Below are 24,127 nucleotides of genomic sequence, written 5' to 3' on the forward strand. Positions count from 1 at the left end.
TGAAAAAAGATAGACATGAAAAAGCCCCGCATGATGCGGGGCTTTCGAAGTGGCTCGGGGAGCCGGGCTTCGGGGGATGATTACATCATGCCGCCCATACCACCCATGCCGCCCATGTCACCGCCACCGGCAGCTTCCTTCTCTTCCGGGTCATCGGCGACCATGGCTTCGGTCGTGATGATCAGACCGCCAACGGAACCGGCAGACTGCAGGGCAGAGCGCGATACCTTGGCCGGGTCGAGAACACCCATTTCGAACAGGTCGCCGTACTCGCCGGTCTGCGCGTTGTAGCCGAAGTTGCCTTCGCCGTCGCGGACGCGGTTGAGGATCACGGAGGCTTCTTCACCGGCATTGGTGACGATCTGACGCAGCGGGGCTTCCAGTGCGCGGATGGTCAGCTGAATGCCGTGCGTCTGGTCTTCGTTTTCACCCTTCATGTCGCGCAGGCGAGCGGAAGCACGAACCAGTGCGGTACCGCCACCGGGGACCACGCCTTCTTCAACGGCGGCACGAGTCGAGTGCAGCGCGTCTTCAACGCGTGCCTTTTTCTCTTTCATTTCCACTTCGGTGGCCGCACCGACGCGGATCACGGCAACGCCGCCGGCCAGCTTGGCAACACGCTCCTGGAGCTTCTCGCGATCATAATCGGAGGAGGTGTCCTCGATCTGGGTGCGGATCTGGCTGACGCGGGACTCGATGTCGGATTCCACACCGTTGCCGTCGATGACGGTGGTGTTTTCCTTGGACATGGTGATGCGACGCGCGCTGCCCAGGTGATCCAGCGTGGTCTGCTCAAGGTTCAGACCGACTTCTTCAGAGATCACGGTGCCGCCGGTCAGGATGGCGATATCCTGCAGCATGGCCTTGCGACGATCGCCGAAGCCGGGCGCCTTGGCAGCCGCGACCTTGACGATGCCGCGCATGTTGTTGACGACCAGTGTCGCCAGCGCTTCGCCTTCGATGTCTTCAGCGATAATCACCAGCGGCTTGCCGGCCTTGGCCACGCTTTCCAGCGTCGGCAGCAGCTCGCGGATGTTGGAGATCTTCTTGTCGACCAGCAGGATGTAGGGGTCTTCCAGCTCGACCGACATGGTTTCGTTGTTGGTCACGAAGTAGGGCGACAGGTAGCCGCGGTCAAACTGCATGCCTTCAACGACTTCGAGCTCGTCTTCAAAGCCGCGACCTTCGTCAACGGTGATGACGCCTTCCTTGCCGACCTTGGCCATGGCATCGGAGATGATCTGGCCGATGGTGGCGTCGCCGTTGGCCGAGATGGTGCCGACCTGGGCGATGGCGCGGGAATCGGTGCACGGCACGGCCATGCTGCGGATTTCCTCGACGGCCTTGGCGATGGCGATGTCGATGCCACGCTTGAGGTCCATCGGGTTCATGCCGGCAGTCACGCCCTTGAGGCCTTCGTTGACGATGGCCTGGGCCAGAACGGTGGCAGTGGTGGTGCCGTCACCGGCCACATCGGAAGTCTTGGAGGCGACTTCCTTGACCATCTGCGCGCCCATGTTCTCGAACCTGTCCTTCAGCTCGATTTCCTTGGCGACGGAAACGCCGTCCTTGGTGACCGTCGGTGCACCGAAGGATTTTTCCAGAACAACGTTACGACCCTTCGGACCCAGCGTTGTCTTGACGGTATCGGCAAGAACGTTGACACCGCGCGCCATGCGCTTGCGGGCATCATCGGAGAACTTGATCTGCTTGGCGGACATTACGGTAATTCCTCGATTCTATGTTCGTGTAAAAAATGACGTAGACGTAAAAGAGGTATCAGCCTTCGAGCACGCCGAGGATGTCGGACTCGCTCATGATCAGAACTTCTTCACCGTTGATCTTTTCCTTCTCAACGCCAAAGCCATCCTTGAAAATCACCTTGTCGCCGACCTGAACGTCGAGCGGGCGCGTTTCACCGCTATCAAGGATGCGGCCCTTGCCAACGGCGAGGATTTCACCGCGGGTCGGCTTTTCCTGCGCGTTGCCGGGCAGAACGATGCCACCGGAGGTCTTTTGTTCTTCTTCCACGCGACGAACGACAACGCGATCGTGCAAAGGACGGATGTTCATTTCTCACGTTCTCCCTGATTGGTTACATGAACTGCTGGGGACGATCAGGCCGCGGCGCTGGCGCCCCCGGTTTCCGGCGTGACCGGAGTATTTGGGTCGATATCACGACGTAGCAGATTAATGAGGTCTTGTGGTGACGTTTCAAGGGGGCGGGCCAATTTTTTTACTCGCGTCGATCCCTGTCATTGTCGATGATTTCGCCTTCTATTACGCGGGTTTGTGATGACTGATTCGCCGAGGTATCGCGCTCGGTCTGGGTATAGGTGTCACCGCTTTTGTCATGGTTGGGATGATAGCGGTGGACGTTGACGTTGCTGCGCATGAAACGCCCCAGAAGCGCGCTTCGGGAGAAGGGCATCAGACAGAACATGGCGATGACGTCGGTGAGGATGCCGGGCATGATCAGCAACACGCCGGCCATGATCATGGCGGCGCCGCGCTTGAGCTCAAGGCTGGCTACGCCGCCGGTGGCCATCTTTTCCTGAGCCTGGCGAAACGAATCCAGCCCTTCACGACGGATCAGGTGCATGCCAAGTGCGGCGGCCAGCACGATGACCAGCAATACCCAGGCGCCGATCAGCTTGCCCAGCACGAAAATCGAGATCAGATCCAGCAATAAAAAGAAGCCGATGGGTAACAGCAGGGGCATGATGTTTTCACACTCTCGCATTCGATGTGTTCACAGGGCTACCGTACACGCCTTGCACTCCCATCAGGGGAGGCCAGGCACGGCAGGTGTCGATAGCATGGATACTGGCATGTCAGCCACGAGAGGTATATGCCTGGATGGTGACAGGGGACAAAAGTCGGGCAGGAAGGGGCGCCATGCGTAGAGTCAGGGCGGCCGCCGGGAGGCCGCCGCCCAATGGTCGATCAGAGCTCGACGCTATCGCGCAGCTGCTCGACGGTGGTACTGCCGATACCGCTGACGCGGCTCAGGTCATCGGCACTTTCATAGGCGCCATGGGCATCACGGTCGGCAACAATGGCCTCGGCCTTTTTCTCGCCGATGCCCGGCAGGGCCGTTAGTTCGGCCGCGGTGGCGGTATTGATGTTGATGCTCTGCGGCTCGGCCATCAGTGGGGCGGACAGGGACAGCGCAGCGGTGGTCAAAAACATTGCGATCAGTTTGCGGGTCATGCCGGTTTCTCCTGTTGATAAGGTTACCTTGAGTATATCGGCAGGCGTGAATACTTATTTAGGATAATTTTATATAAAGGGTTGTGCCTTGATGGTGATTCGCGGCTATCCCGCTTGCGAGGTACAACCCTTATACTGGCGCCTCGAACTACAGGAGCCTGCATGTCTTCCCCACTGATCATCGCCCTCGATCACGCCAGTCTGGAGGCGGCGCTGCCGCTGGTAGACCAGCTGGATCCACAACGCTGTCGGCTCAAGGTGGGCAAGGAGCTTTTTGTCCGCAGCGGCCCGCAGGCATTGAAGGCGCTGCATCAGCGCGGCTTCGATGTCTTTCTGGATCTCAAGTTTCACGATATCCCCAATACGGTGGCCGCCGCCGTGCATGCTGCCGCCGATCACGGCGTATGGATGGTCAATGTCCATGCCTCGGGTGGTCGGGCGATGATGCAGGCGGCGCGGGACGTCCTTGACCGGCATGCGCTGCCCACGCATTTGATCGCCGTGACGGTACTGACCAGCATGAATGACGAGATGCTTGCCGAGACCGGCGTTGCGCGTACGGCAGGCGAGCAGGCGCTGCATCTGGCCGGGCTTGCCCGGGAGAGTGGCATGGCGGGGGTGGTCTGCTCGGCCCGAGAGGCAGGCGATGTGGCCACGCAGTGTGGCCATGACTTTCTGCGGGTGACGCCGGGTATTCGACCGGCCTTTGCTCAGCGTGATGATCAGAGTCGTGTCATGACGCCGTTTGAAGCCATGCAGGCCGGTAGCACGTATCTGGTGATCGGCCGGCCGGTGACGCGTGCCGAAAAGCCGATGGCAGCGCTTGCGGCCATCGAGCAGGAGCTTTCAACGATGAAGCCGTAGCGGCTGCGCTACTCGCCTTCCAGACCCGTGATGGGCTTGATGGTGCCCCACTGACGACAGCTGGGACAGTGCCAGTAGAGCTGCTCGCCCTGAAAGCCGCAGCTCTTGCAGCGATAACGCGCGCGCTGGGCCATGAGCTGTTCGGTATGACGCTTGAGCAGGCGCAGGTGATCAAGCTCATGTGCCGGAACCTCCTTGAGATAGAGGTCCATCAGATAGTCGATCCCGCGCAGGCTCGGATTGCCTTGAAGCTGCTCACTGACCAGGCGCGTGGCGCTCTCTACGCCATCACGGGCGTGCAGTCGCTCGGCCAGCAACAGCACAAAGGAGACGTAGGGGGCCTTTTCAATCTGATCGTGCAGGAAGTCGATCAGCCCTTCTTCATCGTCGAGCAGGTCAAAGGCGCGCTGGATGGGCGCCAGGGTGATGGGCACCATATCGCTGTCCTGATCGCGAATGCGGCGCAGGGCGCGAATTTCGTTGCGGTAGCTGCCGGCACGGTGCTCGATATCAGCATGAATCCAGTTGGCCCGTACGCAGGCCACATCGATGGAGAGCGCCTGTTTGAGATGCCGGCGGGCGGGGCCGGGGCTGCCTTCCTCGATGGCCTGCTCGGCAAGCTCGCAGTGCCAGTGGGCTGCGGCGCGCCTTAACGGTTCATCCTGACGTATCAGTTGGGGCAGGGCCACCTCCAGTGCCGCCTGCCACTCCTTCTCCCGCTCGTAGAGATCTACCACCAGCCGTTTGGCGGCCGTGGCCGTCTCTTCGTTTTCACACTGGCATATCAGGGCGTCCAGAAGCCGCTCGGCGCGATCAAGCACGCCCAGGCGCATGAAGTCGCGGGCCAGCTCAAGCTGGACCTGTTCGCTTTGTTCGGTGGTCAGGACAGGGCGCGCCAGCAGGTTCTGGTGAATCCTGACGGCACGATCGGCTTCGCCACGCATGCGAAAGAGATTGCCCAGCGCAATGTGGGTATCAATGGTATCGCCGTTGACTTCAAGCGCCTGAACGAAGGTTTCGATGGCGCGGTCGGGCTGCTCGTTGAGCAGGAAATTCAGCCCGACAAAATAGTCGCGTGACAGGTGCTGGCCGGAAAGCGCCCGGTGGCGATAGCGATAGTGCTTTCGCTCCATGCGGCCCAGCCACCAGCCGATGCCGATTGCCGCAACGAGAATAAGGAGCAGCACGGGATCCGGCATTCAGGGGGCTTCCTTGAACTCCTGAACGCGCAGGCGATCAAGCTCCTTGCGTTGTTGCTGATTGTCATGACGAGTGCGCATGAGATTGGTGCGCAGACGCAGATATAGCCCGGACATGGCGACCATCCCCAGCAGTACGCCAGCGACCAGCGCTGACAGCAGCCAAAGAGACAGCGACGCCGGCGGCAGTTCCGCCCAGATGACATCCAGCGGTACGGTCTGCTGGTTGCGCACGGCAAACAGCATGCCCAGCAATACAACGATCAGTGTGATAACAGCAAGTACCACGCCCTTGAGCCAGCGCATAGCAGATCCCTGATTTTCCCTGTCCAATTGAAGGCAGTGTAACACTGGCAGTGGCGTGCAGCGATGTTTACGGCGCTTGCCTGCACGCGTGATGAGGCAGGATAAGGAATGAAATGATGGTGATGCGAGAGGTGATCAAAATCCCTGTTCACGGCTGGCATTGACCTGCTCGCGCAGCTCCTTGCCCGGCTTGAAGTGAGGCACGTGCTTGCCGCTGAGACTGACAGGATCGCCCGTTTTGGGATTGCGTCCGGTGCGTGGCTCGCGATAGTGAAGGGAAAAGCTGCCAAAGCCGCGGATCTCGACACGCCCTCCGTTGGCCAGCGTATCGGTAATGTCGTCAAGAATCAGGCGAACCGCCGACTCTACCTCCTTGACGGATAACTCTGATTGTTGCGCGGCAATCTGTTCGATCAATTCGGACTTCGTCATCGGGGGTTCTCCATCCGTCCTGTCGGGAGCCTTCAAGGGCTTTTTGTTTGTTTTCAGCATAGCCGCTAATGTGAGATAAAACAACGCACTACATACCACCCAAAATTAATGCCGGGGGTGGCGGTCAAAGTTTCAGACAAACATGGGCGTGGCGTGCCGGCTGCGTATAATGGCGCATGGGCCATCGCCATCTGACAGGAGATCAATGTGAGTGAACCAAAAGCCTTTGATGCCACAGCGCGCAAGCGCCTTTACTGGCATTCCCGTCGTGGCATGTGGGAGCTGGATCTGATGCTGGTGCCCTTTTTCGAGAACTGCTTCGATGGGCTCAGCGACGAGGACCAGTACGCCTATCAGGCGCTGATCGCTCAGGAAGACCAGGATCTTTTCCTGTGGCTGATGCGCCGTGAAATTCCCGATGATCAGACACTTGCGCCCATTATCAAGCAGATCGTGGATTATGCCGAAAGCACCCGTACAAGTGACGTTCGCCCGCTCTAGGGTCGCGTTCGGGCTCTATCTGCTTGTCGGGAGCGCCATCGCGCTGGCCTGCGCCCTCTGGCTGTCGATGCTCTGGTCGGGAGTGGTCCTTGTCGTGCTGGGCGCACTGGGGTGGCAACAGGCGGGGCGGGTGCCGCCGCCGCTTCGCACCACCGGCAACGGTCAGTGGGAGCAGTACCGCTACGATCAATGGCAGGGAGTGACGCTCAGGGCCCCACGAGTGGGGCCGCTGTTGTGTGAGGTTTGCATCGAGCGTCGCCGTTACGCGCTCTGGTATGACATGCTGCCGCCCGAGCAGTTTCGTTGCCTGCGCCGGGCGCTTTTGACTGCTTCATCAGGCGATGACCCGTCCTCCGAACCTTCTCAGAGCTGAGCGCCATCCGGGCGCTCGTCGCTCAAACGCCTGCCGCCCACCAGGTGGTGCCGGCTGGCCCGCTTTCTGAGTCTTGAGCTGGGCAGGCGCTGGATATTGCTCAGATAGCCGACCAGGGCACGCGCCTGCCGGGCCAGCTCGCGGTTGAGCCATAGATAGCCGCTGGGGCTGAACAGGGCGCGCCCTGAAGAGGAGCGTCCGGAAAAGGCCCGATTGACGTAGCGCTGCAGATCCAGCGCGGCGATATCCAGATCGATCTCCTGACCGGTGCGGACCTGATGGGCCAGCATCGACAGGTCACGCGCCAGCTGCTGCTGTTCATCGCGCAGCCCCTCAAGACTTTCAATGATGTCGTGACCGTTGCGGGTGTCCCAGTGGGTCTCCAGCAGCAGCTCGACGGTCGAGATCATGCGTCGCTCCAGTGAGAGCAGGCTGTTGAGCTCGCCGCGGCGCAGCCTGCCTTCCTTGTGCACGGCGTCCACCAGAGCGCGCTGCTTGATCAGCTGCGAGGTGGTCTTTTTCATCTCTTCAAGCGCCTGATCGTGATCGGCTTCGGTGGCCAGGGTGTGGGCGTAATAGAGACTCGCCAGCCGGTCGAGGTTGTCGGCCAGCATGAAGCGAAAGAGATCCGTCGCCTTCTGGGGCAGCACGATGATCGTGATGATGATCCCGATGCTGGTGCCCAGCAGTACGTCAAAGGCGCGCCACAGCGCGATGGTCAGATCCTCGTTGCCATCGCCGGTGACCATCAGGATCGTGATGCCAAACATCAGCACGCTGTAGCCATAGCGTGAGGTAAAGGTGGCGTGTAGTGCCACGGCGATGGCGGCCAGGGTCAGCACCTGAATGGTGCCCGGCGGCGCGGACGGAATCAGCAGCAAAGCGACACCCAGAATCCCGCCAAGCGCAGTGCCGATCAGGCGCTGGCCGCCCTTGTCGAGCACGCCGCCGACATGGGGCAGGTTGCCCATGACCATGAGTGTGCTGACCGGCGCCCAGATGCTGTGGGGAATGTTGAAAAGCGAAATGATGAAAAAGGTGACGCTGAGCGCGATGGTGGCCCGCAGCGTGTAAAGATAGTGACGGTAACGATAGTTGAAATAGGGATCGCGAAAGCGTATGCGTGCCATGGGGCGCCGGGCTGGATAAATGAGTATGCCTATCTTATCGTCGAAGAATCCGAAAACTCGAGGAATAATCCTCCTTTACGGGCAATCGGGGCGGCGTTGCGCCGCCCCGCTGTTTATCAGGCCGTCCCGCTGTTTGTCAGACCATCTCGATATGCATCATGCCGCCCCGGTCAGGCGCTTCTCCATGATCTCCTCGGCGAAATGGCAGGCCACCCGGGCGCCTTCGACGTTGCGAAGCTCCGGGCGCTTGTCGGCGCACTCGGGGCGGGCGTGCGGGCAGCGGCGATGAAAGGCGCAGCCCGATGGCGGTGACAGGGGCGAGGGCAGCTCACCGCTGAGCGCGATCCTGGCGCGGCGCTCGTCGGGATTGACCGACGGGGTGGCCGAGAGCAGCGCCTGGGTGTAGGGGTGACGCGGCGTCGTAAACAGCGCTTCGCGCGAGCCGACCTCCACCGGGCGGCCCAGATACATGACCATGACGTTGTCGGCCACGTGTCGCACCACGCTCAGATCGTGCGAGATGAACAGATACGCCAGGCCAAACTCTTTCTGCAGGTCGTTGAGCAGGTTGAGCACCTGGGCCTGGACCGAGACATCCAGCGCCGACACGGGCTCATCGAGCACCAGTACCCGGGGGCGCAGCATCAGGGCGCGGGCCACGGCAATGCGCTGGCGCTGGCCGCCGGAGAACATGTGCGGGTAGCGGTCATAGTGTTCCGGGCGCAGCCCGACGCGGGCCAGCATGTCACGCGCCATGCGCCGACGCTCATCGGCCGGTGTCGAGGTGTTGATCACCAGCGGCTCTTCCAGAATGGTGCCGATGCGCTTGCGTGGATTGAGCGAGCCGTAGGGATTCTGAAACACCATCTGCACGTCGCGGCGCAGCGCGGCCAGGGTTTTTTGATCGGGATTGGCGGCGTCACGCCCGCCGACCGACAGTTCCCCCGAGGAGGGATGTTCCACCAGCGTCAGCATGCGGGCAAGCGTTGACTTGCCACAGCCGGATTCTCCCACCACGGCCAGCGTTTCTCCAGCGTGAAGGGTAAAGCTGACGCCGCGCACGGCGTGCAGTTCGGCGCGGCGCAAAAAGCCCTGGCGCACCTGATAGGTCTGAACGAGATCGCGCGCTTCCATCAAAGGCGCATCGAGCAGGGATTCATCAAGGATGTCGGGTCTGCTCATGGGGCGATCTCCAGAACCTCTTCATTCAGCGGATGATAGCAGCGCACATGACGTGTCCCGAGACCGGTTTCGGCATGGACGGCCTTGAGCGCCGGGCGGCTGGCGCGACAGTCCTGTCGGGCATGGGCGCAGCGCGGATGAAACAGACAGCCCTGGGGGCGGTCGTTGATGCCCGGCACCACACCGGGAATGGTCGGCAGGCGCGCGGTGCCCGGATGGCGCTCTGGCAGTGCGTTGAGCAGCGCCCCGGTATAGGGATGGGCAGGCTCGCGAAAGACATCATGACTGGCGCCGGTTTCCATCAGCTGCCCGGCGTACATGACGGCGACCCGCTTGGCGGCGCCGGCCACCACGCCCATGTCATGGGTAATCAGGATCATGCCCATGCCGCGCTCTTGTTGAAGGCGCAGCAACAGATCCAGAATCTGTGCCTGGATGGTCACATCCAGCGCCGTGGTCGGTTCATCGGCGATCAAGAGCCGCGGATTGCAGGCAATCGCCATGGCGATCATCACGCGCTGGTTCATGCCGCCCGAGAGCTGGTGAGGATAGTCATTGAGGCGCTTGCCCGGCGCCGGGATGCCAACCTGGTCGAGCAGCTCGATGCCGCGCTCGCGGCGCTGGCGGCGGCTGCCGCCTTCATGCGCCTTGATGGCTTCCAGCAGCTGAAAGCCGATGGTAAAGCTCGGGTTGAGGCTGGTGCTCGGCTCCTGAAAGATCATGGCAATATCGTTGCCGGTCAGGCGGCGCCGGGCGCGGTCGTTCAGGGTCTGCATGTCCTGGCCGGCAAAGTGAAAGCGACTGGCCTCGACCCGGGCGTTAAAGGGCAGAAGGCCCATCATCGCCAGCATGGTCACGCTCTTGCCGGAACCCGATTCGCCGACGATACCGAGCACTTCGCCTTCCTCCAGTGTCAGACTCAGATCCGATACTGCGGGGAAGGTCCCTTCATCCGTGTCGAAGGACACGCTGAGCTGTTCAATGTCCAGAAGCGCCATGGTGCTCTCCTGTTGTGAAATGGTCGACGTTTGTCGTTGTTGTCGTGTCCGTGCGGCCTCTGCCGACACCCTCAGCGCTTCAAGCGCGGGTCGAGGGCATCGCGCAGGCCGTCGCCCATGATGTTGAAGGCCAGCACCGTGATCAGAACCGCAAGCCCCGGGAAGGTCACCACCCACCAGGCCTGCAGCACATACTGGCGGGCATCGGCCAGCATGCTGCCCCATTCCGGTGTCGGCGGCTGGGCGCCCAGACCCAGAAAGCCCAGCGCGGCGGCATCGAGTACGGCGTTGGAGAAGCTGAGCGTGGCCTGCACGATCAGCGGCGCCAGACAGTTGGGCAAAATGGTAATGAACATCAGGCGAAACATGCCGGCGCCGGCCAGCCGTGAGGCCATCACGTATTCACGCTCGCGCTCGGTAATTACCGAGCTGCGCGTCAGGCGCACGTAGTGGGGCAGATAGACCACCGCAATCGCCAGCATGGCGTTAAAAAGCCCCGGACCGAGGACGGCGACTACCACCACGGCCAGCAAAAGGCTCGGGATCGACAGCATGATGTCCATCAGACGCATGATGACCGTATCAACCCAGCCGCGCAGAAAGCCGGCCAGAAGGCCCAGCAGCACGCCGATGCCCAGTGACAGTGATACCACGATGACGCCGATGGTCATCGATAGTCGCGCGCCGTGGATCAGGCGACTCAATATGTCGCGGCCCAGATCATCGGTACCCAGGATGAATCGCCACGTGCCGCCGTCCTGCCAGAAGGGCGGGGTGAGCACACTGTCGCGAAACTGCGCGACCGGCGAGTAGGGCGCGACCACATCCGCCAGGCAGGCGATCAATACGATCAGCGCGATAATGACCATGCCGACCAGCGCGGCGCGGTTGCGGCGAAAGCTGCGCCATACATCACGCAGTGGAGAAGGCCGCTTTGGCGTGCTCTCGGTCGTGGTGTCGTCATCGAGTTCCGGCACAGCGGCCGGTGGCTGAGGGGTAACCTGTGTCATGTGTGGCCTCCAGGCTCAGCGACTGTTGCGAATGCGGGGGTTGATCAGCCCGTAGAGCAGATCAACGATCAGATTGACCACCATGACGATCAGGGCAATCAGCAGGATGCCGCCCTGAAGCGAGGGGTAGTCACGCCGTCCGACGGCATCGATCAGCCACTTGCCGATACCGGGCCAGGAAAAGATGGTTTCGGTGAGAATGGCGCCGGAAAAGAGCAGCCCGATCTGCAGCCCGATCACCGTGGTGACCGGAATCATGGCGTTACGCAGGGCGTGAATGGCGATGATGCGCCAGGGCGAGAGCCCCTTGGCGCGGGCGGTGCGGATGTAGTCCTCGCCCAGCACCTCAAGAATCGACGAGCGGGTCATGCGCGCGATCACCGCCAGCGGGATGGTCGCCAGCACGATGGTGGGCAAAATCAGATGGCGCAGGGCATCCGTGAAGGCCCCGGGCTCGCCGGACAGCAGCGTATCGATTAGCATGAAACCGGTCGGCGTCTCGATCCAGTAGTTTGATGACAGCCGCCCCGAGACCGGCGTCCAGCCCAGAATCCCCGAGAAGAAGATGATCAGCAAAAGGCCCCACCAGAAAATCGGCATCGAATAGCCGGTCAGCGAGGTGCCCATCACGGTGTGATCGATGATCGAGCCGCGCTTGATACCGGCAATGACGCCCAGCGGAATCCCCAGCGATACGGCCAGCAGCATGGCGCAGAAGCCAAGCTCGAGTGTGGCCGGGAAAAGCGACAGAAACTCATCGAGTACCGGGTTGCTGCTGATCAGCGAATGGCCCAGATCGCCCTGGGCCAGATTGCCAAGAAAGCTTAGATACTGCTCCCAGAGCGGGCGATCAAGCCCGAGTTCTGCCATCACCTGAGCGTGACGTTCGGCCGAAATGCCGCGCTCGCCAGCCATGATGGCGACCGGGTCACCGGGAATCAGATGGACCAGCGTGAAGGTGACCAGCGTGATTCCCAGCAGAGTGGGGATCAGCATCAGAAGTTTACGAAAGACAAAGCTCAACATAGGGTTATTCCGCCGCCGCGAACGTGTGATCCGTACCTGTCAACGCCGCGCCAACGCGGCCTGTAAGCCGGAAGACGAGGTGATCAGCAGGGGTGGGCAGGCAATGAGAGACGGCGCCGCGCCAGCGCGTGCCGAATTCATGCTTGAAGCCTTGGATGAGGTTCAGCCGTTGCCTGACCGAGAGAGGCGGGCCGCGGGCGTGGCGCGAAGGGTCAGGCGGGTCTTGTAGAGACGACGGGTCGAGAGCGCGTTGGTCATGGTCATGTGTCCGTACTTGTTATTGTTGCTGCTGCAGCGAACCTGCCTCGTAAGCAGGGCTTCAGTAAGGGATAGACCCTATGCGATTCCAGTGAGACTGTCCATGCCCGCAATGGTGCATGGACAGGCGCAAAACTAGAGGGTGCTGGCAGGCGACCAGTCAAGCCCGGAGGCATCCAGTCGCGCCGTCTGGCCCACCGGCCAGGCCCGGTTGTGCTCGCCGTGACCGAAGGGCAGATGGTGATAGAGCGCGATATCGTGCGGTGCCAGCCACTCCTCAAGCACCGCTTCGATGCTGCTGTCACCAGAATCGCACCCGGTAAAACTGCCCAGACAGACCGCGTTCAGGCGGCTGGCATCCAGACTTTCCAGTAACTGGCACAGGCTGCGCTCCAGCCGATAGAGCCGCTCGCCCACGTCTTCCAGCATCAAAATCGAGCCTTCCGGCACGTGCAGCGCGGCCGGGGTGCCGGCAACGCTTGCCAGCGTGGTGAGATTGCCGCCGATCAGTACGCCTTCCACTGGCGCCGTGGGGCCTGCCGCGTGTTCGGCGCTCATGTGTCCGCTCTCGCCTGCCAGCAGCGGGGCGATGCTGGCCATGGCCTCAAGGCGTGCCTGTCGTTCCAGACCATCGGTCTGCTCACACAGGGCGAGTTCGGTGGCGACCGGCGCGTGAATGGCACGGCGAACGCGGGCGTGAAACGCGCTCAGCAGCACACTGATATCGGAGTAGCCCAGAAGCGGCACATCGGGAAGCGCGTCCCAGTTGATGTGATCGATGAGCTGGGCACAGCCGTAGCCACCGCGCAGGCACCACACGGCGGCCACGTCTGCCAGATTGAAGGCGGCGTGAAAGTCTTCAAGGCGCTGTTCGACGGTGCCGGCCAGATAGCGATGCCGCGCGCGGGCATTGTCCATGAGGCGCGGGGTATAGCCCATGGCCGTGAGCAGGGCGCAGGTGGTGTCGATGCGCTCGGCCAATACGGCGCCGGCCGGGGCAATGAGCGCCACGAGGCGCGGGCCATCGCCCAGCGGGCGCAGCTCGGAGAGTTCAGGGATGGGTCGTGTCATGGCACCTGTCCGAAAGGCATGAAAAACCCCGCTCGAATGAGCGGGGCCATATCCTACGCCAGAGACGCTATTCCTCGATATCTACCCCGTAGAAGATGTGTGAGCCAGTCGGCTGCACCTCATAGCCGGTGACGTTGCTGCGGACCGGATCGTAGACGATCGAGTGGGCGATCGGCAGCCAGGGCATCTGATCGCGGAAGATCTCCTGTGCCTGCACGTACAGATCCGAGCGCTCGTCCTGATCGGTGGCGGTGGCCGCCTGACGGATGATGTCGTCGTACTCCTGGTTGCACCACTTGGCGTAGTTGGAGCCGTCGCGCGCGGCGTTGCACGACAGCAGCGTATTGAGGAAGTTGTCCGGATCGCCGTTGTCGCCGGTCCAGCCGAACAGGCCGGTCATGGCTTCGCCCTCGGAGGCGCGGCGCAGATACTCGCCCCACTCGTAGGAGACGATCTCGGCATTGACGCCGATGTTGCGCCAATCAGACTGGATGATCTCGGCCATGCGACGTGCATTGGGGTTATAGGGGCGCTGAACCGGCATCGCCCACAGCTGGGTGCTCAGGTTCTCGGCGCCGGCCTCGGCCAGCAGCTTTCTGGCCTGTTCCGGGTCATACGGGATTTCCTCGACGTTCTCGTCATAACCCCACAGCGTCGGCGGGATCGGGTTTCTGGCCTTCTCGCCGGCGCCCTGATACACCGACTCGATGATCGCATCACGATCCACGGCCATCGACAGCGCGCGGCGAACACGCGGGTCATCAAACGGCGGTTTCTCGGTCTGGAACGAGAGATAGCCTACGTTCAGGCCTTCGGCCGATTCCAGGTTGATGTTGGGGTCGTTGCGCATCGCTTCCAGATCGGCCGGATTGGGGAAGACCATGATCTGGCATTCGTTGGCCTGAAGCTTCTGGAAACGCACCGAAGCGTCGGGGGTAATCGAAAAGACCAGCCGGTCCAGCGGTGACCGGCCGTCCCAGTAATCCGGGTGCGCCTGATAGCGGATATAGGCGTCGCGCTGAAAGCCGGCAAAGACGAAAGGCCCGGTGCCCAGCGGCTGCTGATTCATGCGCTCGGGGTGGCCTTCCTCCATCAGCTGGTCGGCGTACTCGCCTGACAGGATCGAGGCAAAGTCCATCGCCATGTCAGAGAGGAAAGGCGCCGAGGCGCGTGTCAGATGAAAGCGTACGGTGTGGTCATCGACCTTTTCGACGCGCTCGATCAGATCCGACATGCCCATGCCTTCGAAGTACTCATAGCCGCTGCCGACCCCGTGCCAGGGGTGATCGTCCTGGAGCTGACGGTTGAACGAGTAGAGTACGTCGTCGGCGTTGAATTCGCGCGATGGCGTGAAGTAGTCCGTGGTCTGGAATTTGACGCCCTGACGCAGGTGGAAGGTGTAGGTCTGGCCATCATCGGAGACCTCCCACGATTCGGCCAGCGCCGGCTTGATTTCGGTCGTGCCCGACTCGAATTCGACCAGTCGGTTGTAGATGGTGCGCGAGGAGGCATCAAAGGTCGTTCCGGCCGTATAGTGCTGCGGGTTGAAGCCTTCGGGGCTGGCCTCCGAGCAGTAGACCAGGGTCTTGGCATGGGCAGTACCGGTGGCCGCCAGCAGCAGGCCACCTGCCAGCATCAGCCGGCGAGGGATTGTCTGAGTCATGAGCACGTCTTTTGTATATTGTTGGTTTGGACCGGTCGGGTAGGCCGGTTGTCGCCACAAGGCCGACGATGAATCAACCCTGTGGGGGTAACGTCATGACACAACGTCACGCCATGAAACTATGCCGGGGGGATATGGACTGTCAATTGCCACTATCACGGTCAGGCCTGGACCTGTATCTAATAGCGACAGCGAGGGGGTCGCAAAAGACGACATCGGCGCGTTACGTGATGCGATGGGTCAGGGCGTCATTTGAAAGCGTGAGGCAGTCAGACAAAAGGGGAGGCGTGTGTCATCCGCTGATTGAGGGCGTTGAAATAAAACGAACAGCATGAACAGAAAATTGAAATCTGAAAAAAGCGAAAGGGAAAGGTCTTGCTGAAAGATTTGGTGCCCGGAGCCGGAATCGAACCGGCACGACCTTGCGGTCGAGGGATTTTAAGTCCCTTGCGTCTACCTGTTCCGCCATCCGGGCGAGGAGTCGACGGCTAATCTGCTTGAGGCCATCTGGTGCGGCCGAGAATCAGGCAGAAGGGAAATGGAGGCTGGAGTCGGAATCGAACCGGCGTACGCGGAGTTGCAGTCCGCTGCATGACCACTCTGCCATCCAGCCTCAAAACGGTGCGGAAAACGAGATGGCGTTACTCATTGACCTGTCCGTTGATCCCGTAAGGGATGGAGCGGGAAAGGAGATTCGAACTCCCGACCCTCGCCTTGGCAAGGCGATGCTCTACCACTGAGCTATTCCCGCTCAACGGGTGCGAAATATACCGATGTGACAGAATTCTGTCAAACAAAAGCCGGCAAAAAATCGCACCCGAACCACACGTTACGCTCACATGGAACGTGTCAGTTCCGGCCATGCGGCGCGCAGGTACTTGTACATCGACCACAGCGTCAGGAGCGCGGCCAGATATAGCAGCAAGAAGCCGATCTGGGCCAGCAGGGTGCCGGGAGCAAAGCCCAGCAGCAGGATGATCGAGATCATCTGAAAGGCGGTCTTGTACTTGCCGATACTGGAGACCGAGACGCTGGCACGCTTGCCCAGTTCGGCCATCCATTCACGCAGCGCCGAGATGACAATCTCGCGACCGATGATCACCAGTGCCGGCAGCGTGAGAATCCAATCGCTGTAGAACTCGATCAGAACGCCCAGGGCGACGGCGACCATCAGCTTGTCGGCCACCGGGTCCAGAAAGGCGCCAAAGGGCGTGCTCTGGTTCCAGCGGCGCGCCAGATAGCCATCGAACCAGTCGGTCACGGAAGCGATGGTAAACAGCAGGGCGGCCAGCAGATTGCTCGAGCCGGTCGTCAGGTAGAACACGATGACCAGAAGCGGTATGAGTACGATTCTTGTCAGCGTCAAGATATTGGGGATGCTCATGGCACTATCGGTCCTGACCGGGGGTGAAACATACCTGCAAGAGTGCTGGATTCTAACGCCTGATCGCGGCTTCAGCCATGCAGTGCCTGATGAATCTGTGTAGCAAGTTGTGCATTGATGCCGGGAACGCGGGCAAGATCGTCACGAGAGGCGTTGCGAATGCCCTGCAGACCACCAAAATGGCGCAGCAGTTCGCGGCGTCTTTTGGGACCGATGCCGGGAATCTCCTGAAGGGTAGACGAGCGTCTCGCCTTGTCACGTTGCTGGCGGTGTCCGGTGATCGCAAAGCGGTGCGCTTCATCGCGAATATGCTGGATCAGGTGCAGGGCGCCGGAGGTGCTTTCCAGCGTCAGGCTGCGTTCGATGGTGTCGATAAACAGCGTCTCGAGCCCCGGCTTGCGCGTCGTGCCCTTGGCCACGCCCAGCAGCACGATGTCAAACACGCCCTGTTCCTCGAACACCTCGCGGGCCATGTTGAGCTGACCCTTGCCGCCGTCGACGATCAGAATGTCGGGCCTTGGCACATCGCCGCTCTGAATTCGCTTGTAACGGCGGGTCAGGGCCTGGCGCATCGCTGCATAATCATCGCCGGCCGCCACGCCTTCAATGTTGAAGCGGCGATAGTCCGACTTGATCGGGCCACTTTGATCAAATACCACGCAGGAAGCAACGGTCGCTTCGCCGCTGCTGTGGCTGATGTCAAAACACTCCATGCGCTGGGGCGTCTCTTCCAGATCCAGCGCCTCGGCCAGTGCCTTGAAACGGGCATTGAGCTGCTGACGACTGGCCAGCTTGGTGGCCAGATGCTGATCGGCATTGGTTTGTGCCAGTTCCAGCCACTGGGCACGGTGACCACGGACCTGATGGGCAATGCGCAGGCGCCGCTCGGCATGCTCGGAGAGCGCCTCCTGCAGAACCTCCTGATCCTCGACGGCATGCGAGGTCAGCACCTCGGTGGGCATTTCATTGCTCTGGCCCAGGTAGTACTGACTGACAAAGCTGCTCAGTAGCGCCTCGGGGGCAAGATCCAGGCCGTTGTCGGGCATGTGGTGGCGCGAACCGAGCACCCGCCCCTGGCGGATGATCAGCACGCTGACGCACAGTCCGCCCGCGCGTTCGGCGAGGGCAAAGACATCGGCATCGCCGCCGGCGGTATCCACCGACTGTTGGGTCTGCAGGCGGCGCAGCTGCTGCACCTGGTCACGCAAAAAGGCGGCCTGTTCGAACTGAAGCTCCTTTGCGGCCGTTTCCATGTCGGCGTAGAGCTTTTTCGTGACCTGGTCGCTCTTGCCTTCCATGCACATCAGCGCGTGGTTCAGGTCGCGCTGATAGTCTTCCTGGCTGATATAGCCTACGCAGGGCGCGGTGCAGCGATCGATCTGATACTGCAGGCAGGGGCGGCTTCGATGAGCAAAGACTGAATCCTCGCAGTTGCGAATGCGAAAGATCTTTTGCATCAGCGACAGGCTTTCCCGCACGGCGCCGGAGCTGGTGAAGGGGCCGAAATAGCGGCCATCACCACGCTTTTGACGCACGCGACGCAGCTCCAGCGCCGGGTAGGGGTGGCGGTCGCTGGCAAAGATGTAGGGGTAGGACTTGTCGTCCCGCAGCAGGATGTTATAGGGCGGGCGCTGCTGCTTGATCAGGGTCTGTTCCAGCAGCAGCGCCTCGGTTTCGCTGCGGGTCACGGTAACCTGAATGTCCCGAATGCGGCTGACCAGTGCCCGGGTCTTGGCGTTGAGCCCCGTATTGCGGAAATAGCTCGACAGTCGCGCCTTGAGACGCTTGGCCTTGCCGACGTAGAGGACATTCTCGTGTTCATCGAGCATGCGATAGACGCCCGGTGATTCGGTGACCGTTTTCAGAAACTGGCGTGGATCGAACGCCGTGATCACCTCATCATTCATGATGACCTCCGAAAGTGATAGTGCCTCCATTTTAACAGATATCCCCAAAAACACCGTGGCTATCCAGCTGCGTACCTGCGCCCTCATGGCGGCCCAGGCCCTTTTAATACTCATGGGACGGAAAAAGAGGGTTGACGCCTGCGTTCGGGTATCGTAAATTACGCACCGGTTCGGGGCCTTAGCTCAGCTGGGAGAGCGCAACACTGGCAGTGTTGAGGTCAGCGGTTCGATCCCGCTAGGCTCCACCAACCACATCTTCAAAAAGCCGCTTACAGCATCTCGCTGAAGCGGCTTTTTTGTGTCCGTCTGTTATCGCCTGACGCTTTTGGCTTCGACCTGGTTTTGTCCGGCTGTTTATCAGACAGGGGATAAAAGTGGCGCGTGCTGGGTCCGACGATTGCCACGCCCGCTTATCCTACGGCTGTCCCGTCGTCTCTTCATGCCCCTTTAGACCGTTTCTGAGACCGCTTCCTGCCGATATTAATCATCGTTGTCTCATGAACCCCGCTTCTGCCCCTGTGTGTTGGCCGTTCGCTGCCGATAAGAAGGGGAGGGGCAGGTGCTCGGCATGACATGCGTCTCGCAGCGACATCTCCCCCTGCAACGGCGCCCTGGTCAATGGGGCCCTTAAGGCCATCGGCTGCACGATGGGGTGATTGTCTTCGCCACCTTGTGGCTGATGCGCGGACTTGATGCAGGACACATGGACATGACCAGTAGTAAACAGGTTTCGATTGCCGACATCATGAGTCGGAATATCGTGACACTGCGTCTTGAACAGACGCTGCACGATGGTAATGAGCTGATGCGGGAACACCGTATACGCCACCTTCCGGTGCTGGATGAGCAGGGGCATCTGGTGGGATTGCTTGATCAAAAGGTGGTCCTGAAGGAGGCGTTGCGCATTGCCGATAATTTCGGTTCAAGGCGCTTGAGTCATCATCTGGGACAGATCTCCCTGAACGATGTGATCTCCAGAGAGGTGCTGACGCTATCAATCGATACGCCGCTCGTCGAAGCCGGGCAAAAGTTTCTGGCACATCGTCAGGGGGCTCTGCCGGTGCTGGACGCCGAAGGCCGCCTTGTCGGTATTCTGTCGTCAGTGGATTTCGTTCGACTGGCGGTCGCGCTGCTTGATACGTCATCGGGCTGAGCACTGCCAGGGCGGCGCCATCAGACACTCAAGGCAAGCAGGACATCAAATAACAAGTAGGACATCAAATAACAAGTAGGACATCAAATAAAAGGCGCCACCCGGGAGGGTGGCGCCTTTGTGTTACGGCGCAAGTGCAACAACCGCTGCGATCAGGCAGTGGTGTTGATGCGTGTTCCCACCATCCCTTCGGTGGCAAGCTTCGGCATTGTGTCAACCGATGACATCAGCTGCGTCATCTGCTCGGCCTTTCCATCCAGCGACTTTTTCAAAACGCTGGTCTGTACGTCGCTGGTGAGCTGGTGTTGCTGCAACGCCATTGAGGCATTGACCATGCTGTTTACGCTCATGTCCATGGACGCTCTCCTGCATCGAGTGGATCACCGCTGCACCTGCAGCGGGTGGCGCCTTAACCGATAACGGCTTCGGCGGCCTCGGGCGACAGTATCTCGAGCACTTCACACTCTGCCGCCTCGGGCGCAAGACCGGTGATTCTGACCCGGTAATAGTCATGGATGTCGTTACCGCTGGCCGTCGTGCGTGTCACGACGCTCGACATCATGTGGCATTCATCGCCGGGCTGAAGATCCGGCGGCATCAATTCGATGGGAATCCATGCTTTGGTTCCGGTGGCAAGCATAGGTCGCTCCTGATAGGCACCCTGGTCGGACAGCACAGACTGCCCGTATGGCTCTTCTTATCGGCACCAGGCGCACCGGCTTTAACATCCCTTGTTGCCACCGCACGCGGGGTGCCATCAGCTCGTGGGGCCTTCCGGTTCGGCTGGCTGAATGGCAAGTACCTCACACAGGGCTTCCACGGGCCCCATCTCCCTGACCAGCAGCGCGCAGGTCAGGTGCTCTCCGCTTTCGCGCGTCAGGCGCAGATGAAACAGCGTGCCGATGTCGGCATTGTCCGGCAGCTCTTCAAGCGCCACGACCAGTTCGTCTCCGGTGGTCATTTCGTTGCCCTGTTGGTGATGTCCGATGGAGGTATGTCCGGGGTTGGTTAACTGTAAAAATAGTCAGTTTTAACTTGCCGAGAGCCTGTCAGGTCTGGATAATTATCCATATAGGATAATTATTGTCCTATATGGTTGTGTAACACCAACATGCTCAAGAAGGAGGTGTTCATGTGGAACATGTTTTTGGGGCTCTGCGGCAGAATCCCCGTCAGGGTGTTGGTCACTCTGGCCGCTCTGGCGCTGCTGGCAGGCGGGGTCTGGGGCTTTACCCAGCGGCTGGATCAGTGGCGTCAGGCACTTTCCAGTGCCCAGGAAGATGCCCGAAGTGCGCACGAGCTTGCGCAGCGCCAGCAGCTGGTCGCGCGTGCCTGGCAGGCCCATGCCGAACATCTGGCAGAGGTGGGCGCCAGTCGTGAGCGACAGCTTGAAGCAAATCAGCAGGCACTGGCCGGCAAACGACAACAGCTGGAGAGGATAATCAATGATGACCAGACATCAAAGAAATGGGCTGATCACGCTGTGCCTGACGGGGTACATCAGTGGCTGTGTAAGCTCCCCACCACAGACGACACCGGTGATGGTGCCGCCCCCACCCATGCCCCGCTACCTGACGCAGCCGCTGCCAGCCCCGACAGGGATCGACGACATCCGCACCAATCAGGACCTGATCATACTGCTGACGGATTACGAACAGCTTCGGCGGCGCATGAATACTGATCGGGAGAGTGTGCAGAAGCTCTGGGAGGGCATGAAGCTGTCGATGACCAGCGAGATTGCCACAAAAGACAGGGACATCGATGAGCAGGATGAGTAGACAACCATCGACGTCATCGCCCGTGCGATGACGTCGAACAAGCGTCTCAGTCGACGCGACCGACCATCAGAAACTCCAGCAGTGCCTTCTGGGCGTGCAGTCGATTGCCCGCTTCCTGCCAGACAAAGGCGCGTGGATCATCCAGCAGGGTTTCGCTGACCTCTTCACCGCGATGGGCCGGCAGGCAGTGCAGGAACATGACATCGTCATCAGCGGCGTCCAGCATTGCTTCGTTGACCTGAAAGCCACTGAACGACGCCATGCGCGCCGCCTGCTCCTCTTCCTGACCCATGGAGGCCCAGACGTCGGTCGTGATCAGGTGCGCGCCTTCAACTGCGGCACGCGGATCGCGGAAGATCTCGACGCGCGAGCCGGCGGCTTCAAGAATGTCCTGATCGGGCTCGAAACCTTCAGGGCAGGCGATGCGCAGATTGAAGTCAAACTGGCGGGCGGCGTTGATCCAGGAGTGGCACATGTTGTTGCCATCGCCCACCCAGACCGCTGTCTTGCCCTTGACCGGACCGCGGCACTCGGTCCAGGTCTGCACGTCGGCCAGCAGCTGGCACGGATGATAGTCATCGGAGAGCGCGTTGATGACCGGAATGGAGCTGGCATCGGCGAAGGACTCGATGCTTTCATGCGAAAAGGTACGAATCATCACCGCATCGACCATCTCGGAGAGCACGCGAGCGGTATCGTCCACCGGTTCACCGCGTCCCAGCTGGCTGTCGCGCGGCGACAGAAACAGCGCATGGCCACCGAACTGGGTCATACCGGTTTCAAAGGAGACACGGGTACGGGTGGAAGACTTTTCGAAAATCATGGCCAGCGTTCGATTTTTCATCGGCGTGTACACCGGGCCGTTTTCGGCCAGTTCACGCTTGATGGTGATCGAACGATCGATGAGATAGGCCAGTTCCTGAGGTGACAGATCCATCAGGGTAAGAAAGTGGCGAAGGGCCATGTCTCGATGCTCCTGTAGTGCATAACGTTACGGTGATTGAAACGTCGCAGAGCGCCACACCGGGCGTGACGCTCGAAAGGGAGTTGCCTTGTGACGGAGTGCCCCCGTATTCCCGAGCGACGGGCCTTGCGGTGTTGATGCTGCATGAGTGTTGGAAAACCAACGAAAAAGCGCCGCACGAGAGCCTGCGGCGCTTTGAAATATTGCCATTGTCGATGGCGTGAGACGGGTCTTGCTGCACACCGTCGTCCCCATTCATCCTAACCAGAGCCTTTTGGGTGCGCAACTTCATGTGGTTGCCACACCTTGATCCGGGCTGATTTAGCCCCCATGTCGGCGTACACTGAGGCCAGAACATTCATGGGCGCTTGAAGCCCCCTCCTGGAGACCGAACATGAGCGAGACACTCGATACCATCAAGCAGCAGATCAGTGAAAACAGCATTCTGCTTTACATGAAGGGTTCACCGCAGATGCCGCAGTGCGGTTTCTCCGCCCAGGCCGTGCAGGCGCTGATGGGCTGTGGCGAGCGCTTTGCTTTCGTCAACATCCTGGACAACCCGGATATTCGCACCGAGCTGCCCAAGTACGCCAACTGGCCCACCTTCCCACAGCTGTGGCTCAACGGCGAGCTGGTCGGCGGCTGCGATATCATCGTCGAGATGTATCAAAACGGTGAGCTGGCGCCGATGGTCAAGCAGGCGGCTGGCGATGCCGCACCGCAGGAAGGCGACAACGCCTGATCCTGTTTTGTTTGACAGGTCCGTGCGCAGGGCAGGTTGACTGACCTCCGGTCCGTGAACGTTAAAAACCCCGCCTCCCAGGATGCGGGGTTTTTTAATGTCGACTGCACGGGCTGATATGAGTCAGTCGCCGTCCATGCTCTGCTCGCGCAGTGCCAGATCCCAGCCGCCCAGATCCTTGAAGCGGTTGACGATGGCGCAGAAAAGATCGGCGGTGCGCTCGGTATCATAGCGCGCCGAGTGGGCTTCCTGGCTGTCAAACGCAATGCCCGCAGCGCGACAGGCGCGGGCCAGAACGGTCTGCCCGTAGACCAGCCCCGACAGCGTTGCGGTATCAAAGCTCGAGAAGGGGTGGAAGGGGTTGCGCTTGATGCCGGCCCGTTCAACGGCGGCATTGAGAAAGCCATGGTCGAAGGCGGCATTGTGACCGACCAGGATGGCGCGGTTGCACTGATGGGACTTGATTGCCTTGCGTACCGGGCGAAAGATCTCCTCCAGTGCCTCTTTTTCCTTGAGCGCCGCGTTCTGGCGCAGCGGGCTGTCCAGGCGGATGCCGGTAAAATCGAGGGCGGACTGCTCGACGTTGGCGCCCTCGAACGGCTCGATATGAAACGAAAAGGTCTCATCGGGCAACAGATTGCCCTGTTCGTCCATGGTCAGCGTGACGGCCGCTATCTCGAGCAGCGCATCGGTGCGCGCATTGAAGCCGCCGGTTTCCAGATCGACCACCACGGGCAGAAAGCCGCGAAAGCGACCGGACATGAGTTTCGGGACAATATCGCTCATCGCCGTGTTCTCCTGTCGCAGACAGCAGAAGAGGCCATGGGAGTCGGGGACGCGTGTAACCGGGCAGGGCCCGCAGATATGGTGACCGGCACAGGAAGCCTTCTGGTCGAAAGATGAATTCAGTGTGTAGGATCGCAGTGTAGCATTGTGCTCACTGCCAATCCCATCCATCGCACGTGACGCGGTG

The 24,127-nt window shown here is 60.6% G+C and carries 27 protein-coding genes and 4 tRNA genes; 7 read left to right on the forward strand and 24 right to left on the reverse strand.

The window, feature by feature from the left end; translation table 11 throughout:
* Positions 1 to 80: 80 nt before the first annotated feature.
* The 4 genes from groL to C8D72_RS00380 all read right to left on the reverse strand — a co-directional run bounded on the left by groL (position 81) and on the right by C8D72_RS00380 (position 3,213).
* A complete protein-coding gene (gene groL / locus C8D72_RS00365) occupies positions 81 to 1,721 on the reverse strand; it encodes a chaperonin GroEL (RefSeq protein ID WP_115852452.1) in 1,641 nt (546 codons plus the stop codon).
* Positions 1,722 to 1,779: 58 nt separating this feature from the next.
* Positions 1,780 to 2,073 (reverse strand): co-chaperone GroES, encoded by a 294-nt coding sequence (locus C8D72_RS00370; RefSeq protein WP_115852453.1) that lies wholly within the window; start codon positions 2,071 to 2,073, stop codon positions 1,780 to 1,782.
* A gap of 163 nt (positions 2,074 to 2,236) precedes the next feature.
* Positions 2,237 to 2,722: an FxsA family protein gene (locus tag C8D72_RS00375; RefSeq protein ID WP_170140447.1), complete on the reverse strand. Its 486-nt coding sequence runs from the start codon at positions 2,720 to 2,722 to the stop codon at positions 2,237 to 2,239.
* A gap of 224 nt (positions 2,723 to 2,946) precedes the next feature.
* Positions 2,947 to 3,213: a ComEA family DNA-binding protein gene (locus tag C8D72_RS00380; RefSeq protein WP_115852455.1), complete on the reverse strand. Its 267-nt coding sequence runs from the start codon at positions 3,211 to 3,213 to the stop codon at positions 2,947 to 2,949.
* A 162-nt stretch (positions 3,214 to 3,375) separates the two neighbouring features.
* Between C8D72_RS00380 and pyrF the strand changes: the two genes are divergently transcribed.
* Entirely contained in the window at positions 3,376 to 4,077 is a 702-nt protein-coding gene (pyrF, locus tag C8D72_RS00385) for an orotidine-5'-phosphate decarboxylase (protein WP_115852456.1), read from the forward strand.
* Between the two features lie 8 nt (positions 4,078 to 4,085).
* Here the strand turns inward: pyrF and lapB are convergent, their stop codons facing one another.
* The 3 genes from lapB to C8D72_RS00400 form a co-directional block, all read right to left on the reverse strand.
* The gene (gene lapB / locus C8D72_RS00390) at positions 4,086 to 5,276 is read right to left on the reverse strand and encodes a lipopolysaccharide assembly protein LapB (RefSeq protein WP_115852457.1); all 1,191 of its coding nucleotides are present in this window, start codon (positions 5,274 to 5,276) and stop codon (positions 4,086 to 4,088) included.
* The gene (locus C8D72_RS00395) at positions 5,277 to 5,582 is read right to left on the reverse strand and encodes a lipopolysaccharide assembly protein LapA domain-containing protein (protein WP_115852458.1); all 306 of its coding nucleotides are present in this window, start codon (positions 5,580 to 5,582) and stop codon (positions 5,277 to 5,279) included.
* A 135-nt stretch (positions 5,583 to 5,717) separates the two neighbouring features.
* Positions 5,718 to 6,014, reverse strand: coding sequence for an integration host factor subunit beta (locus C8D72_RS00400; RefSeq protein ID WP_115852459.1), 297 nt, complete (start codon positions 6,012 to 6,014; stop codon positions 5,718 to 5,720).
* A gap of 207 nt (positions 6,015 to 6,221) precedes the next feature.
* On the opposite strand from C8D72_RS00400, the gene C8D72_RS00405 reads away from it, so the two are divergent.
* A complete protein-coding gene (locus C8D72_RS00405) occupies positions 6,222 to 6,515 on the forward strand; it encodes an FAD assembly factor SdhE (protein ID WP_115852460.1) in 294 nt (97 codons plus the stop codon).
* A complete protein-coding gene (locus C8D72_RS00410) occupies positions 6,496 to 6,888 on the forward strand; it encodes a hypothetical protein (protein WP_115852461.1) in 393 nt (130 codons plus the stop codon). Before C8D72_RS00405 ends, C8D72_RS00410 begins: the two co-directional genes overlap by 20 nt.
* Here C8D72_RS00410 and C8D72_RS00415 read toward each other — a convergent pair.
* The 12 genes from C8D72_RS00415 to uvrC all read right to left on the reverse strand — a co-directional run bounded on the left by C8D72_RS00415 (position 6,879) and on the right by uvrC (position 18,517).
* Positions 6,879 to 8,018, reverse strand: a complete 1,140-nt coding sequence (locus C8D72_RS00415; RefSeq protein ID WP_115852462.1) for an FUSC family protein — start codon at positions 8,016 to 8,018, stop codon at positions 6,879 to 6,881. The genes C8D72_RS00410 and C8D72_RS00415 overlap by 10 nt on opposite strands.
* Before the next feature lie 156 nt (positions 8,019 to 8,174).
* Complete coding sequence (locus tag C8D72_RS00420; RefSeq protein WP_115852463.1) at positions 8,175 to 9,200, reverse strand: dipeptide ABC transporter ATP-binding protein; 1,026 nt, start codon at positions 9,198 to 9,200, stop codon at positions 8,175 to 8,177.
* Positions 9,197 to 10,198, reverse strand: coding sequence for an ABC transporter ATP-binding protein (locus tag C8D72_RS00425; RefSeq protein ID WP_115852464.1), 1,002 nt, complete (start codon positions 10,196 to 10,198; stop codon positions 9,197 to 9,199). Before C8D72_RS00425 ends, C8D72_RS00420 begins: the two co-directional genes overlap by 4 nt.
* A gap of 71 nt (positions 10,199 to 10,269) precedes the next feature.
* Positions 10,270 to 11,208 (reverse strand): ABC transporter permease subunit, encoded by a 939-nt coding sequence (locus tag C8D72_RS00430; RefSeq protein ID WP_115852465.1) that lies wholly within the window; start codon positions 11,206 to 11,208, stop codon positions 10,270 to 10,272.
* 15 nt (positions 11,209 to 11,223) lie between these two features.
* Complete coding sequence (locus tag C8D72_RS00435) at positions 11,224 to 12,234, reverse strand: ABC transporter permease subunit (protein WP_115852466.1); 1,011 nt, start codon at positions 12,232 to 12,234, stop codon at positions 11,224 to 11,226.
* A 393-nt stretch (positions 12,235 to 12,627) separates the two neighbouring features.
* A complete protein-coding gene (locus C8D72_RS00440; RefSeq protein WP_115852467.1) occupies positions 12,628 to 13,563 on the reverse strand; it encodes a S66 peptidase family protein in 936 nt (311 codons plus the stop codon).
* A gap of 67 nt (positions 13,564 to 13,630) precedes the next feature.
* A complete protein-coding gene (locus tag C8D72_RS00445) occupies positions 13,631 to 15,226 on the reverse strand; it encodes an ABC transporter substrate-binding protein (protein WP_115852468.1) in 1,596 nt (531 codons plus the stop codon).
* Between the two features lie 388 nt (positions 15,227 to 15,614).
* Positions 15,615 to 15,701, reverse strand: a tRNA-Leu gene (locus tag C8D72_RS00450).
* A gap of 64 nt (positions 15,702 to 15,765) precedes the next feature.
* Positions 15,766 to 15,839 (reverse strand) — tRNA-Cys (locus C8D72_RS00455).
* A gap of 63 nt (positions 15,840 to 15,902) precedes the next feature.
* Positions 15,903 to 15,977 (reverse strand) — tRNA-Gly (locus C8D72_RS00460).
* 84 nt (positions 15,978 to 16,061) lie between these two features.
* A complete protein-coding gene (gene pgsA / locus C8D72_RS00465) occupies positions 16,062 to 16,610 on the reverse strand; it encodes a CDP-diacylglycerol--glycerol-3-phosphate 3-phosphatidyltransferase (protein ID WP_115852469.1) in 549 nt (182 codons plus the stop codon).
* Between the two features lie 71 nt (positions 16,611 to 16,681).
* Positions 16,682 to 18,517 (reverse strand): excinuclease ABC subunit UvrC, encoded by a 1,836-nt coding sequence (uvrC, locus tag C8D72_RS00470; RefSeq protein ID WP_115853554.1) that lies wholly within the window; start codon positions 18,515 to 18,517, stop codon positions 16,682 to 16,684.
* A gap of 172 nt (positions 18,518 to 18,689) precedes the next feature.
* Here uvrC and C8D72_RS00475 point away from each other — a divergent pair.
* Together C8D72_RS00475 and C8D72_RS00480 are read left to right on the forward strand one after the other, a co-directional pair.
* A tRNA-Ala gene (locus C8D72_RS00475) sits at positions 18,690 to 18,765 on the forward strand.
* A 461-nt stretch (positions 18,766 to 19,226) separates the two neighbouring features.
* Positions 19,227 to 19,670: a CBS domain-containing protein gene (locus C8D72_RS00480; RefSeq protein WP_115852470.1), complete on the forward strand. Its 444-nt coding sequence runs from the start codon at positions 19,227 to 19,229 to the stop codon at positions 19,668 to 19,670.
* Positions 19,671 to 19,822: 152 nt separating this feature from the next.
* On the opposite strand, the gene C8D72_RS00485 is transcribed toward C8D72_RS00480, so the two are convergent.
* From C8D72_RS00485 to C8D72_RS00495, 3 genes are all read right to left on the reverse strand, one after another.
* The gene (locus C8D72_RS00485) at positions 19,823 to 20,026 is read right to left on the reverse strand and encodes a putative motility protein (protein ID WP_115852471.1); all 204 of its coding nucleotides are present in this window, start codon (positions 20,024 to 20,026) and stop codon (positions 19,823 to 19,825) included.
* 53 nt (positions 20,027 to 20,079) lie between these two features.
* On the reverse strand, positions 20,080 to 20,310 hold the full coding sequence (locus C8D72_RS00490) for a hypothetical protein (protein WP_115852472.1): 231 nt from the start codon (positions 20,308 to 20,310) through the stop codon (positions 20,080 to 20,082).
* A 117-nt stretch (positions 20,311 to 20,427) separates the two neighbouring features.
* Positions 20,428 to 20,631, reverse strand: a complete 204-nt coding sequence (locus tag C8D72_RS00495; RefSeq protein WP_115852473.1) for a hypothetical protein — start codon at positions 20,629 to 20,631, stop codon at positions 20,428 to 20,430.
* Between the two features lie 171 nt (positions 20,632 to 20,802).
* Here C8D72_RS00495 and C8D72_RS17285 point away from each other — a divergent pair, with 171 nt between their 5' ends.
* Entirely contained in the window at positions 20,803 to 21,351 is a 549-nt protein-coding gene (locus tag C8D72_RS17285) for a hypothetical protein (RefSeq protein WP_147301483.1), read from the forward strand.
* 143 nt (positions 21,352 to 21,494) lie between these two features.
* Here C8D72_RS17285 and argF read toward each other — a convergent pair whose 3' ends face one another.
* On the reverse strand, positions 21,495 to 22,412 hold the full coding sequence (gene argF, locus C8D72_RS00510; protein ID WP_115852476.1) for an ornithine carbamoyltransferase: 918 nt from the start codon (positions 22,410 to 22,412) through the stop codon (positions 21,495 to 21,497).
* Positions 22,413 to 22,806: 394 nt separating this feature from the next.
* On the opposite strand from argF, the gene grxD reads away from it, so the two are divergent.
* Positions 22,807 to 23,154 (forward strand): Grx4 family monothiol glutaredoxin, encoded by a 348-nt coding sequence (gene grxD, locus C8D72_RS00515; protein WP_115852477.1) that lies wholly within the window; start codon positions 22,807 to 22,809, stop codon positions 23,152 to 23,154.
* A 123-nt stretch (positions 23,155 to 23,277) separates the two neighbouring features.
* Here grxD and rnt read toward each other — a convergent pair whose 3' ends face one another.
* Positions 23,278 to 23,940, reverse strand: coding sequence for a ribonuclease T (gene rnt / locus C8D72_RS00520; protein WP_115852478.1), 663 nt, complete (start codon positions 23,938 to 23,940; stop codon positions 23,278 to 23,280).
* Positions 23,941 to 24,127 lie beyond the last annotated feature (187 nt).

This window comes from Kushneria indalinina DSM 14324 (genome assembly GCF_003385845.1).
GTDB classification, from domain to species: Bacteria; Pseudomonadota; Gammaproteobacteria; order Pseudomonadales; family Halomonadaceae; genus Kushneria; species Kushneria indalinina.

Excerpts from the sequence above, each read along its gene's own strand:
- argF (WP_115852476.1), bottom strand. The coding sequence starts at position 22,412 with ATGGCCCTTCGCCACTTTCTTACCCTGATGGATCTGTCACCTCAGGAA.
- C8D72_RS00485 (WP_115852471.1), bottom strand. The coding sequence starts at position 20,026 with ATGGACATGAGCGTAAACAGCATGGTCAATGCCTCAATGGCGTTGCAG.
- pyrF (WP_115852456.1), top strand. The coding sequence starts at position 3,376 with ATGTCTTCCCCACTGATCATCGCCCTCGATCACGCCAGTCTGGAGGCG.
- C8D72_RS00435 (WP_115852466.1), bottom strand. The coding sequence starts at position 12,234 with ATGTTGAGCTTTGTCTTTCGTAAACTTCTGATGCTGATCCCCACTCTG.
- groL (WP_115852452.1), bottom strand. The coding sequence starts at position 1,721 with ATGTCCGCCAAGCAGATCAAGTTCTCCGATGATGCCCGCAAGCGCATG.
- uvrC (WP_115853554.1), bottom strand. The coding sequence starts at position 18,517 with ATGAATGATGAGGTGATCACGGCGTTCGATCCACGCCAGTTTCTGAAA.
- rnt (WP_115852478.1), bottom strand. The coding sequence starts at position 23,940 with ATGAGCGATATTGTCCCGAAACTCATGTCCGGTCGCTTTCGCGGCTTT.
- C8D72_RS00395 (WP_115852458.1), bottom strand. The coding sequence starts at position 5,582 with ATGCGCTGGCTCAAGGGCGTGGTACTTGCTGTTATCACACTGATCGTT.
- C8D72_RS00440 (WP_115852467.1), bottom strand. The coding sequence starts at position 13,563 with ATGACACGACCCATCCCTGAACTCTCCGAGCTGCGCCCGCTGGGCGAT.
- C8D72_RS00415 (WP_115852462.1), bottom strand. The coding sequence starts at position 8,018 with ATGGCACGCATACGCTTTCGCGATCCCTATTTCAACTATCGTTACCGT.
- grxD (WP_115852477.1), top strand. The coding sequence starts at position 22,807 with ATGAGCGAGACACTCGATACCATCAAGCAGCAGATCAGTGAAAACAGC.
- C8D72_RS00445 (WP_115852468.1), bottom strand. The coding sequence starts at position 15,226 with ATGACTCAGACAATCCCTCGCCGGCTGATGCTGGCAGGTGGCCTGCTG.
- C8D72_RS17285 (WP_147301483.1), top strand. The coding sequence starts at position 20,803 with ATGTGGAACATGTTTTTGGGGCTCTGCGGCAGAATCCCCGTCAGGGTG.
- C8D72_RS00430 (WP_115852465.1), bottom strand. The coding sequence starts at position 11,208 with ATGACACAGGTTACCCCTCAGCCACCGGCCGCTGTGCCGGAACTCGAT.
- C8D72_RS00480 (WP_115852470.1), top strand. The coding sequence starts at position 19,227 with ATGACCAGTAGTAAACAGGTTTCGATTGCCGACATCATGAGTCGGAAT.
- lapB (WP_115852457.1), bottom strand. The coding sequence starts at position 5,276 with ATGCCGGATCCCGTGCTGCTCCTTATTCTCGTTGCGGCAATCGGCATC.
- C8D72_RS00370 (WP_115852453.1), bottom strand. The coding sequence starts at position 2,073 with ATGAACATCCGTCCTTTGCACGATCGCGTTGTCGTTCGTCGCGTGGAA.
- C8D72_RS00400 (WP_115852459.1), bottom strand. The coding sequence starts at position 6,014 with ATGACGAAGTCCGAATTGATCGAACAGATTGCCGCGCAACAATCAGAG.
- pgsA (WP_115852469.1), bottom strand. The coding sequence starts at position 16,610 with ATGAGCATCCCCAATATCTTGACGCTGACAAGAATCGTACTCATACCG.
- C8D72_RS00495 (WP_115852473.1), bottom strand. The coding sequence starts at position 20,631 with ATGACCACCGGAGACGAACTGGTCGTGGCGCTTGAAGAGCTGCCGGAC.
- C8D72_RS00490 (WP_115852472.1), bottom strand. The coding sequence starts at position 20,310 with ATGCTTGCCACCGGAACCAAAGCATGGATTCCCATCGAATTGATGCCG.
- C8D72_RS00375 (WP_170140447.1), bottom strand. The coding sequence starts at position 2,722 with ATGCCCCTGCTGTTACCCATCGGCTTCTTTTTATTGCTGGATCTGATC.
- C8D72_RS00420 (WP_115852463.1), bottom strand. The coding sequence starts at position 9,200 with ATGAGCAGACCCGACATCCTTGATGAATCCCTGCTCGATGCGCCTTTG.
- C8D72_RS00380 (WP_115852455.1), bottom strand. The coding sequence starts at position 3,213 with ATGACCCGCAAACTGATCGCAATGTTTTTGACCACCGCTGCGCTGTCC.
- C8D72_RS00425 (WP_115852464.1), bottom strand. The coding sequence starts at position 10,198 with ATGGCGCTTCTGGACATTGAACAGCTCAGCGTGTCCTTCGACACGGAT.